General features: G+C 71.9%; 8 protein-coding genes. 1 reads left to right on the forward strand and 7 read right to left on the reverse strand.

The window, feature by feature from the left end; genetic code table 11:
• Window position 1: 1 nt before the first annotated feature.
• From AB0B64_RS15995 to AB0B64_RS16025, 7 genes are all read right to left on the reverse strand, one after another.
• Complete coding sequence (locus AB0B64_RS15995) at window positions 2-1741, reverse strand: hypothetical protein (protein ID WP_358178056.1); 1740 nt, start codon at window positions 1739-1741, stop codon at window positions 2-4.
• Window positions 1728-4205 carry an AAA family ATPase gene (locus tag AB0B64_RS16000; RefSeq protein WP_358178059.1) on the reverse strand — a complete coding sequence of 826 codons (2478 nt, stop codon included), beginning with the start codon at window positions 4203-4205 and terminating at the stop codon, window positions 1728-1730. The genes AB0B64_RS15995 and AB0B64_RS16000 overlap by 14 nt, the downstream gene beginning before the upstream one ends.
• 1 nt (window position 4206) lies before the next feature.
• Window positions 4207-5508 carry a hypothetical protein gene (locus AB0B64_RS16005; protein ID WP_358178062.1) on the reverse strand — a complete coding sequence of 434 codons (1302 nt, stop codon included), beginning with the start codon at window positions 5506-5508 and terminating at the stop codon, window positions 4207-4209.
• The gene (locus tag AB0B64_RS16010; RefSeq protein WP_357953919.1) at window positions 5505-6092 is read right to left on the reverse strand and encodes a 4Fe-4S single cluster domain-containing protein; all 588 of its coding nucleotides are present in this window, start codon (window positions 6090-6092) and stop codon (window positions 5505-5507) included. Before AB0B64_RS16010 ends, AB0B64_RS16005 begins: the two co-directional genes overlap by 4 nt.
• Window positions 6093-6096: 4 nt before the next feature.
• The gene (locus AB0B64_RS16015) at window positions 6097-7623 is read right to left on the reverse strand and encodes a DUF4407 domain-containing protein (RefSeq protein WP_358178065.1); all 1527 of its coding nucleotides are present in this window, start codon (window positions 7621-7623) and stop codon (window positions 6097-6099) included.
• Between the two features lie 917 nt (window positions 7624-8540).
• Entirely contained in the window at window positions 8541-9644 is a 1104-nt protein-coding gene (locus AB0B64_RS16020) for a hypothetical protein (RefSeq protein WP_358178068.1), read from the reverse strand.
• Window positions 9641-10354: a TauD/TfdA family dioxygenase gene (locus tag AB0B64_RS16025; RefSeq protein ID WP_357953925.1), complete on the reverse strand. Its 714-nt coding sequence runs from the start codon at window positions 10352-10354 to the stop codon at window positions 9641-9643. Before AB0B64_RS16025 ends, AB0B64_RS16020 begins: the two co-directional genes overlap by 4 nt.
• A gap of 169 nt (window positions 10355-10523) precedes the next feature.
• Here AB0B64_RS16025 and AB0B64_RS16030 point away from each other — a divergent pair, with 169 nt between their 5' ends.
• A complete protein-coding gene (locus AB0B64_RS16030) occupies window positions 10524-12665 on the forward strand; it encodes a hypothetical protein (protein WP_357953927.1) in 2142 nt (713 codons plus the stop codon).
• The last annotated feature ends 21 nt before the right edge of the window (window positions 12666-12686 follow it).

Below are 12686 nucleotides of genomic sequence, written 5' to 3' on the forward strand. Positions count from 1 at the left end.
ATCACTCCTGTAATGGGTCGGCCAGCGGGAAGGGAAGGCGGACGGGGTTCGGCGAGACCAGTGCCATGGCCTCGGCGAGCTTGCCGGCGGTCACCGAGCCGAGCGGTGCCACCACACGCAGGCCCAGCCTCCGCCAGGGGTCTTCCTGCGGTCTGGGCGGCTCGTCGAGCACCACCAGCCGGACACCGATGCCGGCGGTGCCGAGCCGGCGCGCGTACGTCGTCCAGTCCCAGCCGTGGGGACACCGCTGCGCCGGCCGCGGCACGTCGGCGACCGCGGCGGGATGCGGTGGCCGGCCGGCCACCACCAGCAGGATGCGGGGCCGGCTCGCCGGCTGGTGGGCGCAGCGCCGGGCCACCTCCTGCAGGGCGTCCTCCAGCGGCGCCGCGTTCCGGTTCCAGCGCGGCGCGGGGGCCGGCAGGGCGTCGAGCGTCTCCTGCGCCGCCGCTGGCGGGCCGAGCCAGCGCCCGTGCACGACGTGCTCGTCCGCCGCGCCCGCGTAGTGGTCGGTGTAGCCGAGAAGCGCGACGCCGGCCGCCACGGTGAGCTCCGCCGCGAGCAGGTCGAACAGCTCCGCGAGCAGCTTCCTGCGCCGCAGCGCCGCATCCTGCGGCCCGTTCAGCTCGACCAGGCAGATGATCTCCACCGGCCCGCTCCGGACGTGGATCCGTCCGGGCGCGAGCGCCTCCAGCTGGGCGAGGCTCCGCCGATCCGGCCGGGCGTCCGCGGGCGAGATCAGCCGTACCCGTCCCGGTGCCGTCAGCTCCGCCTCCACCGGGACGGGCACGCCCGGACGCAGTCTCACGGACCAGGCCCCGACGAGGCGGCGCGTGCCCGTCACCACGACCAGCACGGAGTCGCGGTCGGCCCCGCCCGGCGGGCAGCGGACCACGACCGTGGCGGTCTTCCCTGCGCGGTCCCCCGGAGCGAACAGCGGCCGGGAGGCCAGCCGGACCGTTCCGTCCTTCCCGACGTCGGCGGTGAGCAGGCCGTACGAGGTGTGCAGCGGCTGCTCGGCCAGGACGCGGGCCCACACGGGCGCGACCTCGCCGGCGTCGGCGGCGGCCCTCAGCTTCGGATGACACCGCCGCAGATGGCCGATCAGCTCGGCTGGCACCGTCCAGCCGGGGCAGCGGTTGACGGCGACCAGCACGGAATCGGCCGGCAGCTCGGACGCGGCCAGCAGGCCTTCGGCCCAGCCGGCCAGCCGCACGCTGATCTCAGCCCGATCCACTCCGGCCAGGCCGCCCGCGAGCTGAAAGCGCAGGTGCTCCGCGTCGGTCGCCAGCATGGGCAGCACCTCGCGCCACGGCTGGGACCGTCGCTCGGCCGGCGGCCCGCCGGGATCGGGGTCCGCGGCGGCGGCCCAGGTGATCGTGACGTCCTGCGCCCCGATCTCCACCAGGGCGAGGACCTGCCCGGCGGCCAGCGACGCGAAGGCCGCCGCCAGCACGGGATGGAGCGGCTCCGTCCGCGCCGCGGGGCGCTCCTTCGCCTGGTCCCAGTCCGCCCAGGTGGGCTCGCCGCGGAGCAGCGGGGCGATCGTGTCCCGGTCGCAGCCGGCCCATGCGGCGACCCGTACGTCGTGGGCGAGCTGCGCCGCGGCCAGCTCCGCCGCGAAGGCGGACCGGTTCCCCTCCCCCACGGTCCAGCTCGTACGCAGCGTCCAGCCGCACGCGCAGCGCTCGTGCTGGGTGATCGGCAGCCGGCAGACCGGGCAGGCGGGGCTACCGGTGCGCACAGGGGACGTCCTCTTCGTGGAAGGCGTTCGGATCGGCCCCGGGTTCCTCGGCGCATCGTGCGGCCAGTCGCGCGACCATCTCCTCGTGCAGGCCGCGCACGGTCCTGGCGTTGCCGAAGCCGGGCGCCCACCGGGCGGCCTCCAGCCAGGCGGCGCTCTTCGTCCGGGCCTGCGGCGACAGCGTGTACCCCTCCGCGGTGGCCATCGAGGCGAGGATCTCCACGAGTTCCGCCACCTCGTATCCGGAGAACTCGATGCGTTCGCCGAACCTGGAGGCGAGCCCGCTGTTGGCGGCCAGGAACCTGGCCATCTCGGCCGGATAACCGGCGGCGATGACGCTGAACTGGCCGCGTCTGTTCTCCATCTCCCGGGTGAGCGTGTCGATCGCTTCCCGCCCGAAGTCCTGTCCGGCCGCCTCCCCGCCGGGCGACAGGCTGTAGGCCTCGTCGATGAAGAGCACCCCGCCCCGGGCCTCCTCGATCCGCTTCCTCACCAGCGGCGCCGTCTGGCCGATGAAGCCGGCGACCAGGTCCGCCCGGTCGACCTCGACCACGTGCCCGCGCGAGAGCAGCCCCAGTTCCCGGAAGATCCGCCCGATCTGCCTGGCCACGGTGGTCTTTCCGGTGCCTGGCGGGCCGACGAACAGCAGATGCGGCGCCGGTACCTCGCCGCGCCCGCGGCGCTGGTTGTGCTGGATGCGCAGGACGGTCTTGCGCACACTCTCGTTGAGCGTCCGCATCCCGATCAGGGAGTTCAGCGGTCCGAGCAGCTCGGCGAGCGGCGGTGGCACGGGATCGAAGGTCCAGCGCTCGGGCAGATCGCGCGGGTCGAGCGGCGAGGAGCGGTCGTCGCGAACGCGCAGGGCCCAGCGCTGGGCTGTCTCATCGGCCAGTTCCCTCATCGCCCTGGCGTTGCCGAACCGCTCGGTCCGCTGGCGGTACAGCCGATCGACCGCCTTCTCCAGCGCGGCGTCGAACGCGGCTGTCCGCGCCAGCGTGCGGTCGTCCAGGAACGTGCGGCAGATGCTCGCCAGCGTCGGCGGCTCGTAGTCGGGGAAGTCCAGGAAGTTCGCCTTCGGGAACCGGCTCTCCAACCCGGGGTTGCTCGCCAGGAACTCGCGGATGGGCTCGCCGTAACCGGCCACGACCACCACCAGCCTCCGCCGGTCGTTCTCCATCCTGGCCAGCAGGACGTCGATCGCCTCCTGACCGAATCCGCCGGTCCCCTCGCCGTCGTTGAGCGTGTACGCCTCGTCGATGAACAACACGCCGTCCAGCGCCCGGTCGATCACCGCCTCGGTCTTGATCGCGGTCTCGCCCACGTACTGGCCGACCAGGTCGGCCCTGCCGGCCTCGACGAGGTGGCCCCGCCGAAGCAGACCGAGCTCCAGGAAGATCTCTCCGACCAGCCGCGCCACGGTGGTCTTGCCGGTCCCCGGGTTCCCCGTGAACACCATGTGCCGGGCCACGGGCTCCGAGCCCTCAGGCGGCTGCCAGCGCAGGTTCTCCAGGTGGCGGCGGACGGGTTCGAGTCCCTGGAGGTCTCGGAGCCGGTCCCACACGTCGCGCTGGGAGTACATGGAGCCGTCGATCCAGTTCTGCTCCCGGAGGGTGGCCGCCTCGAAGGGCTGCCGCCGGTCGCACAGGCCGCGCAGCCTTCCCTCCCACTCCCTGAGCGTCCGCCCCGCCGCCGCCATCTGCCTCACGAGCGAGGACAGCGTGGCCCAGTCCGCGACGGCGAGCCCACGGCTCACGTGCATCCGGTGCACCAGCCTGGTCAGCTCGGCCTCCTGCGGCGGCTCGACCCTCCCCGGGGTGCCGCGGCGCCGGCGCTCCGCGCGGACGGCCGCCCGCAGCCCCGGCAGATTCCGGCTGCTCTGGGCGTATCGCTCGATCTGGGAGAGCTCTTCGTTGTCGAAGAGCAGCAGGCAGAGGTTGCCGGCGCCCATGCGCCCGTCCAGCCAGCTGTCGAGGGCGGTGGCCAGGTCGCGGTGGCCGTCCAGCCAGGCGTCGATCACTTCGATCCGTTCCAGGATCATCGCGGTACGGGCGTCGCCCTTGCTCATCAACGACCGCATGAGCCGGATGGCGGAGACGTCTGTCATGACGCTGCGGACCTCCGCCCGCTCGGGCCGCGGCGGCTCCCGCAGGAGCACGGTGCCGAGGGGCCCTCCGACGGGGTGCCGGCGCGGGCGGACGGCGGGCGCCTCCTCCGCTGGTCCCAGCCGGGACGACGCATCGCGGACGGTCAGCATGTTCTCGATCGAGAAGAACACGATGCGTTCGAAACCGGCCGCGTGCAGCGTGTCGTGCAACGCCTGGCTCAGATCGACCCGGTGGTAGTCCTCGGTCACGAAGGCGTCTCGGGCGCCCTCGCCGTACAGGAGCAGCATCGGGGCACCTTCTCCGGCGGCCTCGTACAGGGGCCGCAACCGCTCCGGGACGGACAGACTTCGCTCCTTCACCTCAGTGTGCCCCCCGGCGCCGCGCCCGGATACGCTCGAAGTCGCGCTCCTCGGGAGCCGGCTCGACCCCCGCGTCGGTGGCGTCGCCCACCGGGACGCCGTTCTGCCGCAGCACCTGCGACAGGTCCTGCGCGCGCTGGGAGCGGCGGTTCTGGGAACGCTCGTCGTCGTACGACAGGACCCGGATGCTCATCCCCGTGTCCCCGTGGGGCGCCACCTCCACCACGACCTCGCTGCTGTCGTGATGCCGCAGCTTGCTGTAGTGCGCCGCCCGGAAGTCCCCTTCCTCATAGGTCTCCTCCACGAAGGCGAACCCCTGATCCGTCAGCGCGTCGATCACCTGTTCCGCGGTGTTGGCCCGGAACTGCGCGGCGATGACTCGGCGGCCAGCCCGTTCGGCCAGGGAGTCCAGCCGCGTCTCGTAGCCGGGCGCGACCTGAACGATGATCGCCCGGAGCTCCTCCACGGTCAGCGGGCTCTGCTCGCCCGTCGCGATACGCGTCCGCTCCTGGATCTCGGCCAGCAGCGCGCTCAGGCCTCCATCGGTCCAGTGGTCCACGTCCACGGTGGCGCCGGGCAGGTCGGGCACCGGCACCTCGGCGTTGAGCCGTCCCGTCTCGGCTACCCGGTGCAGCGCGGCCAGCGCCTCGGCCTGCGTCCGCAACCATTCGGTCTCGAGCAACTGGACGTCGGCGCGCAGCTCGCTGAGATCGTGGTAGAGCTGCTGGACGGTGGCGAGGGAGTACGCGGGTTCCTGCTCCTGGAGCATCCGCCCGGCGTCGGCGAGCCGCTGATGGAGCCGGTCGAGCCGTCCGGGGGCGAACCGCTCGTGCGGCAGTCCCTCGACGACGTCGTGCATGACCCGGGCGTCCTGGTAAAGGGCGCGCGCCACCTCGGACGCCCGCTCGCGGCCGGCCTTCAGGTCGTCCACGCGCTCGGACAGCTTCTCGATCTGCGCCTGCCGCTCGGAACGTTCCCGCCTGATGTCCCTGCGCAGCTGCTCGGCCGTCTTCCTCGTTTCCTTGCGCACGTCCGTGAGGGCGTCGGCCTGCTTGCGCAGTTCCACGCCGACCCAGGCCTCCAGCTGCCGGGTGTTCGCGCTCAGCGCGGACAGGTCCTTTTCCACCTGGTCCTGCCGACGGGAGAGCGTCGTCTGGACCCGGTTGAGATCGGCCATGTTCTGCCGCCGGATGTTCTCCAGCATCCCGGGCAGCTCGCGCTGGACCTGAGCCAGTTTCCCGGCCGCCCGCTGGGCCGAGTTCCAGGCTGTCTCGTCGACCATGATGCGCTTGGTGCCGCTCACGTCCCATCCCTTCCGATCGTGTTCCAGGCAGCGGTGAGGCCGCTGGGCGGGACTCCCACCAGCAGGACGTCCCGGTCGTTGACATGAAGCTCGGCGCGGCGCGGCGTGCCGGTGAAGTCGAGGCCGCGCAGCCGATCCGTCAGGTGATGCACCCGCTGGTTGGCGCTGCCGCGCAGACCGCGGTCGTCGTTGCGGGATGCGACGTACCGCCCGTCGATGAGAACGTCGACCTCGGCGAGCAGTTCTCCGGCGGCCGGTCGCCCCGCCAGTTCCTCCAGGCGGAAACCGGTGAAGCAGATGAGCGAGACCTCCTTGACCGCGCGCACGGCCCGGGCGGTCTCCGCCAACCCGGCGGCCTGCGCCATCGGTTCCCCGCCCGAGAACGTCAGCCCGGTCACGCGGGGATCGCTGAGGAGGGCGGCGGCCAGCTCGTCCGGGGTCATCTCCCGGGCCGGGCGGTCGGGGATCCAGTCCGGCGCCAGGCATCCCCGGCAGTGGAAGGGGCAGCCCTGCACCCACACCACGGCGCGGACGCCCGGGCCGAGCGCTCTAGTCGCCGTGCAGATCTCGGCCACGTTCAGCACAGGGTCACCTGCCCCTGCGGAACAGAGCGGTCAGCGTTCCCCAGTGAGCGATCCTGCGGCGGCCGTTGCCCGGCTCGCCGGCCGCGGCCAGCACCGGGTTCGCCGGCGGCTGGACGCCCGTCGGCGCCGCTTCTTGGATCGGCAGCGGCAGCGTCCCGCCCACGTCGACGTACCTGTCGAGATCGTGCGGCAGGAGCCGGAGCTCGCGATCGCGCCACAGGTCGAGTGATCGCTGCGCCACCGCCAGCTCGGCCGCGGCCGTCTGCTGCGCCATGGCCTCCAGAACTTTGGCACGTTCCCGTGCCACGTAGTCGGCATAGAGGATCTCGTCGTTGTTGGCGAGGAATCCGGCCTGGCGTTCCTTGCGAGCGTTCTGCTTGCCGAGTTCGAGCCGCTCCCTCTCGTACGTCTCGAGCAGTTCGTCATATCTGGTCGGCCGGCCCAGCAGGAACAGGATCTTCACGAAGATGGGCAGGCACTCCAGCGTGGTGATCAGCAGGAACACCAGGGTGCGCCACAGTCCCAGCGTGAAGTCGTCGCCCGCGGCCCGGTCCAGCGCCTTCAGCCGGATCAGGAACCCCTTGTTGGCCGCGTTCTTCTCCTCGAAGGCGCTCTGCTGGTCGCTCTGCGCGCCTTGCAGCAGCTTCAGCCTCGCCTGGACGATGGGCAGTCGTGTCCGCGCCTCCTTCAGCGTGTCGCCGGCCGCCGTCTCGGCGCTTCGCCGGATGCTCTCGCTCCGCTCGGTGAGCTGTCGCCGGTAGATGGCGATCTGTCTCTCGGCGTCGGCCTGCTTGCGCTTGTACTCCCTCCAGTGCGGCCCGCGGCCGGCGTCGTGCCTGACGCGCCCCTTGCATTTCTCGCCCGTCTCCTCGCAGACCGCCGCGTCCGCGTTGGTGTCGCGTTTGTCCTCCAGCGTTCTGAGGAGCGCGTTGAGGCGGACGACCTCCGGGTCCCTTCCCGGGGCGACCGCCGCGCCACCGCCCGCGATCGTGGCCACGAGGGCCGACCGCGCGCTCTGGAGCTTCTTGATCTCCTCGACCAGGGGACCGCTGTTCAGCCTGCGCTGGTACGCCTCGGACTGCTCGATCCTGATATTGGTGATCTCGGCCTCGACCTCCGGGCCGAAGATCTGCAGGACCAGCGGCGTGGAGATGATCACGCCGAACAGCAGGGCCAGCACGGCACGCGGTATCGCGATCTTGAGAATGTCGCGTCTGCGGGCACTGCGCTGCAGCGAAGACACCAGCCAGCGGTCCAGGTTCAGAATGGCAAGGAACCACACCACGGAGACGAGCCCGGCGGCGGCGATCGAGGCGTTCAAGGCCATGCTCAGGGCGAAGAACATCGAAACACCGGCAAGTGTGGCCGTCGTGAGAACGGCACCGCCCATCCCCTGATATTTGGGACGATCGCTCGGCGTTTGATCAAGAATGTACGGGTCGGCGCCGGACAACCAGATCAGGAATGATCGGCGGCTACGCGGCCGTAAAGGCCGAGGAACGGCCGGCCGAGCCACGGGCGACTGGGTCATCTACCCTCACTTTTCCATGCATCTTGCCTGCCAGAGGGGCAACGAGCCGGGCCGTGAGGGGCGGGGCGTCCCGGCGGGAGCACTTGGAACGCGGGCGCCCGCGGAATCGAGACCCGCACCTGGATCGGCCGCCGTGGCCAGCGGCGCAGGAAGGACCGCCAGAGGCGGTCGGCTCGAACTTTCGTCGCCTGACGTCCGGCGAGTGCGTTGATCTCGCGGACTCGTAACTCCACCGAGGGGACGGCCAGTCGAAGTCGTCCGAAAACGACAACGGCGAAACCCTCCTCGCGCCCCCCATTCACCTACGTGCTCCCCGTAATGCCTAATAAGAAGCCGAATGTGTCCCCCGAGGCGTCAGCTTATAGCAAAGACCACTTAGAGTGACACCTCTCAGCATGTGGTCATTTTTGCCACATTAACGGAGCTGCGATGAAAATGCGTCGCTCTGTTAAACCACCCTTCACGGGCAGCCGTCGGGGTGATTTATTTATATTTCGTGGAAGATATAATGATTTGCCTTTACATGGCCACTATGTGGCTAATGTCGTAATCATGATGGTTGCCGCATATTTAGCCGGGTAAGCCCCGTTATCACCGGAGCCTTGCGGCGCTCCCGAGCGTCTTGCCGGTTTCGGCGAGCCCCTCGTCGTCGCCGATGGGCGCTGCTGGAGGCTGCTTCTGACGGGAACCGAGAGCGGCGAGCCGTGGCCCGCCCGGCTTCCGGGGGTGGACGTCCCGGTCCAACAGCCAGGTGGAACCTGACCGACGATCCCGCGACGGTCGCGCCCGTGCTTACCGGATCGCTTCTCGCCGGCCGTCCTCCGGGCGGCGTGGCGACGTGAGGCGTGGATCGTGGCTACCATGGCGCTCGACCGTTCTATAGCTGGCTGAAGTTTCCCAGCGCATAAGATTAGAGCTCACTGTACTACAAGGGTTGTCGAAATATCCGATACTTCCTCGGCATGGATGTCTCGGACGTCGGTCATCAGCCGGCGTGCCGCCGGGCAGCGCCGGGTGAGCTCTTCCCACCGGCCGAGGAGGTCGGTGCGCAGCCGGGCGGGCAGGGCGACCTCGTCCCCGGCCAGCAGGCGCAGCGGCCCGGTCACGTACGTGGCGGCCAGCCGCGGCAGCGCCGCCAGTTCCGATGCCCCATGTTCTGCGGCCCGCCGCAGCGTGCGCCCCACCGGGCGGAGGCAGCCCGGGAATCCCGGGAGGCGGCCGATCCGCTCGGCGAGCCCGTCCCGCAGGCAGCCGGCGACCGTGCCCTCGCCGCGTTCCAGGCTCTCCAGCAGCGCGACCAGTTCGACCGCCATGGCGTAGGACTCGGCGGCCAGCAGTCCGGGCCCGAACTCGGCGGCGGAGGGGCCCGCCGGATCGCCGCATGAGGCGAGCGGCCGGGCATCGGGCGTCTCTCCCGCCATCGCAAGGTGGTCGAGGTGCGCTCCCTCGTGGATGCCCCGCCAGACGCGGCGCCACGGCTCGGGCGCGCGGCGGGGCACGTCGACCAGCACGGCCGGGTGGCCGGGCAGCCGCATCCACAGCCGCCGGGCGAGCCCCGTGTAGTCCCGTCCCGGCACCACCAGGTGTCCGCGCCGGGCGGAGGGCCGGTATTTCTCACCCCACCAGAGGTGGTCCGCGGCCCGGTCAGGCACGCGCACGTGCCCGCGGCGCGCGGGCAGCGCGTCGCAGAACTCGGCGAGCGCCGCGCACATGTGCCACGTGCTCCCTGCCACGGTAGGGACCGGGCCGGGCGGCTCGGCCGCCGGGTAATAGCGGGGCACCGGCCCGGCGAAGGCGCGCAGCGCGCGGAGTCGCGCTGCGGCGAGGCCACCGCGGCGCACGCCGCTCGCCGCGATCACCTGGTCCAGCCCGGCGAAGGCACTCGGCCGGGCGAGTACCGCGCACCCCAGCGCCACCTCGGCCCAGCCGTAGACCGTCCACGCGGCGGCCTCGGCTCCTTCCGCGGGGACGCAGGCCGCCGCGCTCGCTGCGGCGGCCGCCCACGCGCGCGCCCCGATCATGACGCCCACAACCGCACGCGCAGCAGCAGGCGGTGCGGATCCTGGAAGGACGTGCGGGCGTGCATGACTCTGTGGTTGTCGATGACGATCACGTCCCCGGGCCGGTGCTCCAATCGAACCGCTCCGGGCAGCACCCTCAGCAGCGAGCCGAACCAGAACGCCACCGTGCGCCGCTCCTGGGTCAGGCCCACCAGGTTGTCGCCGCGCCAGCGCACGGTTCCGTCGCCCGGCATGACCGCCGCTCGGGGCGAGACGTCCGCCGGCCCGCCGCTGAACGTCTCGGGCACCCTCCACCTCCATCTCGGCTCTGCCAGCGCCGCGAGGACGCGCTCGCCGAGATCGTGCCGCCGCAGTCCGGCGTCCACCGTGGCGGCATCGAGCAGCAGCGTCAGCCCGCCGTCCCGCGCGGGCCGCACGACGAACATGCAGACGAGGTCCTCGGGACGGGGGCGGTAGGCGGCGTCGGTGTGGAAGTCCACCGCACCCGCCCGTTCCGAGAAGGTGGCCGAGGCATCCGTTCTCGACGGCCGTACCGGCCAGATCTCCCGGCCCGCGTCCCTGCGTGACGGCGTTCCGAACCGTCGCGCCAGGGACAGTACCCTCGCGTGGTCCACCGCCTCGCCGTCGGCGAAGCACAGACTGGTGCGCAACACCGCCCATCCGTGATCGGCCAGATGGCGCCTGGCGGCGGTGAGGTTCATCTCGTTCATCGAATCGCCCCTCCCTGGAATCTGTGGGTGCGATATCCAGGCAACCAGCGCGGTCGTCCGCAACCCGGGCGCATCCTGGTCGTAAACCGGCCGATCCTTGTTCGGCCTGAAGCCATAGCCTGGTACGAACCTTGTGGCCATCAAAACAATAGCCAGATATAGTCAACTCATGATCCACTCTGCGACCTCCGACGAGGCTCAGGAACGCAGGCTCGCCGCGATCGGGGCCGCCTCGGCGACGGCGTTCCGGCACAACGCCTACCAGCAGGTACGAGCCGAGGACGTGGCCGAACTGGTGCGCCTGCCCAGGAAGGGCGAGAAGGGCAAGGCTCGCAGCGCGGTGTGGCTCTACAACGAGGTCCGCAGCCGCCGCGTGCTGGTGGCCCTGGCGCTCAAGCACGCGTTCGACGGGTTCGCCGCCGACGAGGACCAGGAGCCGGAGCCACCCGAAACCGTCGCCGACGCGCAGGCGTTGGTCGCCGCCGCTCTCGTCCGGATCGCCGCCTTCGGCAAGGCGGAGCGGTTCCTCGTCGCTCAGGTCAGGCTCGGCATCGGCGACATCTCCACCTCGGAGAAACGGCCGTCCTCCCCGCAGAGCAGCCCCGTGTGGCCGGACGGCCCCTTCGGGGACGTCGCCGCGTCCGGCTGGGAGGGGCGGGTGACCGCGTACGCGCAGTATCTCGCCCCGCGCATCGAGACGGCGGTGTCGGCGGTCGCCGTGCCCCCGGCGGGCTGGGCGCGCGAGAGCGCGGAGCGGCTGTCCGAGCTGGCCTTCCGCGCCCTGTGCGACGACGCCGAAGGGGCGAGCGAGCGGCAGGCCGACGCACTGGCCGCGTACTGGTTCGAGCGCGACGTCGTGCCGCTGGCCGGAGAGTGGGTGAACGCGTTGCGCACCGCCGAGCGCGCCGCCGCGCTCACCGCCCACGACGGAGCGGGGCCCAGGATCAGGACGGCCGCCCTGGAGGAAATCCTGCGGATCCTCATCGACGGCACGCCGCTCACCGCCCGGGCGGTCCGGGTGGCGGCGGACCTGGCCCAGCAGCTGGAGGCTCCGGCAGGTGCCGGTGGGTCGGTGGACGATCTGCGCCTGCTGTGCGACATCGAGAGCCGGCACGGGCTGCTCCTGCTGCGGCTCGGCGACCCGGCCGGAGCCGTCGCACGGCTGGAGCGATCGCGCGAGGTGGCCGCCCGACTGCCCGATGGGCAGGAGGTCGAGTCCTACCTGGCGCGGGCGGACCACAACATCGCCGACGCCCTGATCGCCATGGACCGCCCGGCGGAGGCCGCCGTCCTGCTGGGGAAGGTCGAGGCGACGCGGGCGAAGGGCGTATCCGGAGAGGGCGTGAGCCCGCGCTGGCGCAGGCTCACGCTCACCCGCCAGGCCGCGGTCAGGGCGGCGACCAGGTCGGGGCGGGTGATCCGCGGTGTGCTGCTGGCGGAGGAGGTGCTGCGCGACCGGGTCCAGCGGCTCGGCCCCGGCAACGTGAACGCTGCGTCGGCGCAGGTGACGCTCGCCGAGGCGCTGCTCGCGGCGGGTGACCCCATTCACGCGCGCCGGCACCTGCTCGAAGCCATGAGCTGCCAGGCGCAGCACTTCCCGGCCGACGGCTACTGGCGCCAGTACAACAACGTGCGGCTGGCCGAGATCGAGCTGACCGCCGGCTTCCCCGCCCTGGCCATCAGCACGCTCGTCGGCGCGGCGGTCAGCACGCCGTGGTTCGAGCGCCAGGTCTCCAAGCGGCTGTCCCAGGAGGCCGCGATCCTGCACGCCAAGGCGTTGACGGCCGACGGCGCTGCCGGGACGGCGCTCGATCTGCTCGACCGGTTCTCCCCCCGCGATCGAGCGGCCTCCCGGGCCAGGACCGAGGCTCTGCTGTCGCTCGGCCGCGCGGACGAGGCCGCCACCGTCCTGGAGTCCGTGGCCGAGATCGAGCGCGGCCTCGGTGACGACTCTCCCGGTCTGGCCCGTACGTTGCTGCTGGCGGCTCGCACAGCCGACGCCCGCGGCCGGGCCGAGGAGAGCGAGGCCTTCGCCGCCGCGCTGGAGGCGATGGCCGGCCCCGCACTCGACCCTCAGCATCCGACCGTGCTGGCCGGACGGCTGGCGACCGCGGCCCGGCGGGCCCGGGCCGGTCTGGCCGGCGAGGTCCCGGCGCTGCTCGCCCCGCTGCTCGCGCGCACGCCGCTCGAGCACGCGCGCCCCGCGCTGGCCGAGGGCCATCCGCTGCTGGCCGAGGCCAGGGCGCTCGCCGCCCGCCTCGGCGCCTCGGTCCCGGCGGGCGCCTCCGACCAGCTCTGGGGAGACATCTGAGAAGGCCCGCGCTGAGGGCGG

It is taken from the genome of Nonomuraea sp. NPDC049129, assembly GCF_040648495.1.
In the GTDB taxonomy this organism is placed as follows: Bacteria; Actinomycetota; Actinomycetes; order Streptosporangiales; family Streptosporangiaceae; genus Nonomuraea.

Coding starts and splice junctions, on each gene's coding strand:
- AB0B64_RS16015 (WP_358178065.1), bottom strand. CDS start 7,623: ATGACCCAGTCGCCCGTGGCTCGGCCGGCCGTTCCTCGGCCTTTACGG.
- AB0B64_RS16020 (WP_358178068.1), bottom strand. CDS start 9,644: ATGATCGGGGCGCGCGCGTGGGCGGCCGCCGCAGCGAGCGCGGCGGCC.
- AB0B64_RS16025 (WP_357953925.1), bottom strand. CDS start 10,354: ATGAACGAGATGAACCTCACCGCCGCCAGGCGCCATCTGGCCGATCAC.
- AB0B64_RS16030 (WP_357953927.1), top strand. CDS start 10,524: ATGATCCACTCTGCGACCTCCGACGAGGCTCAGGAACGCAGGCTCGCC.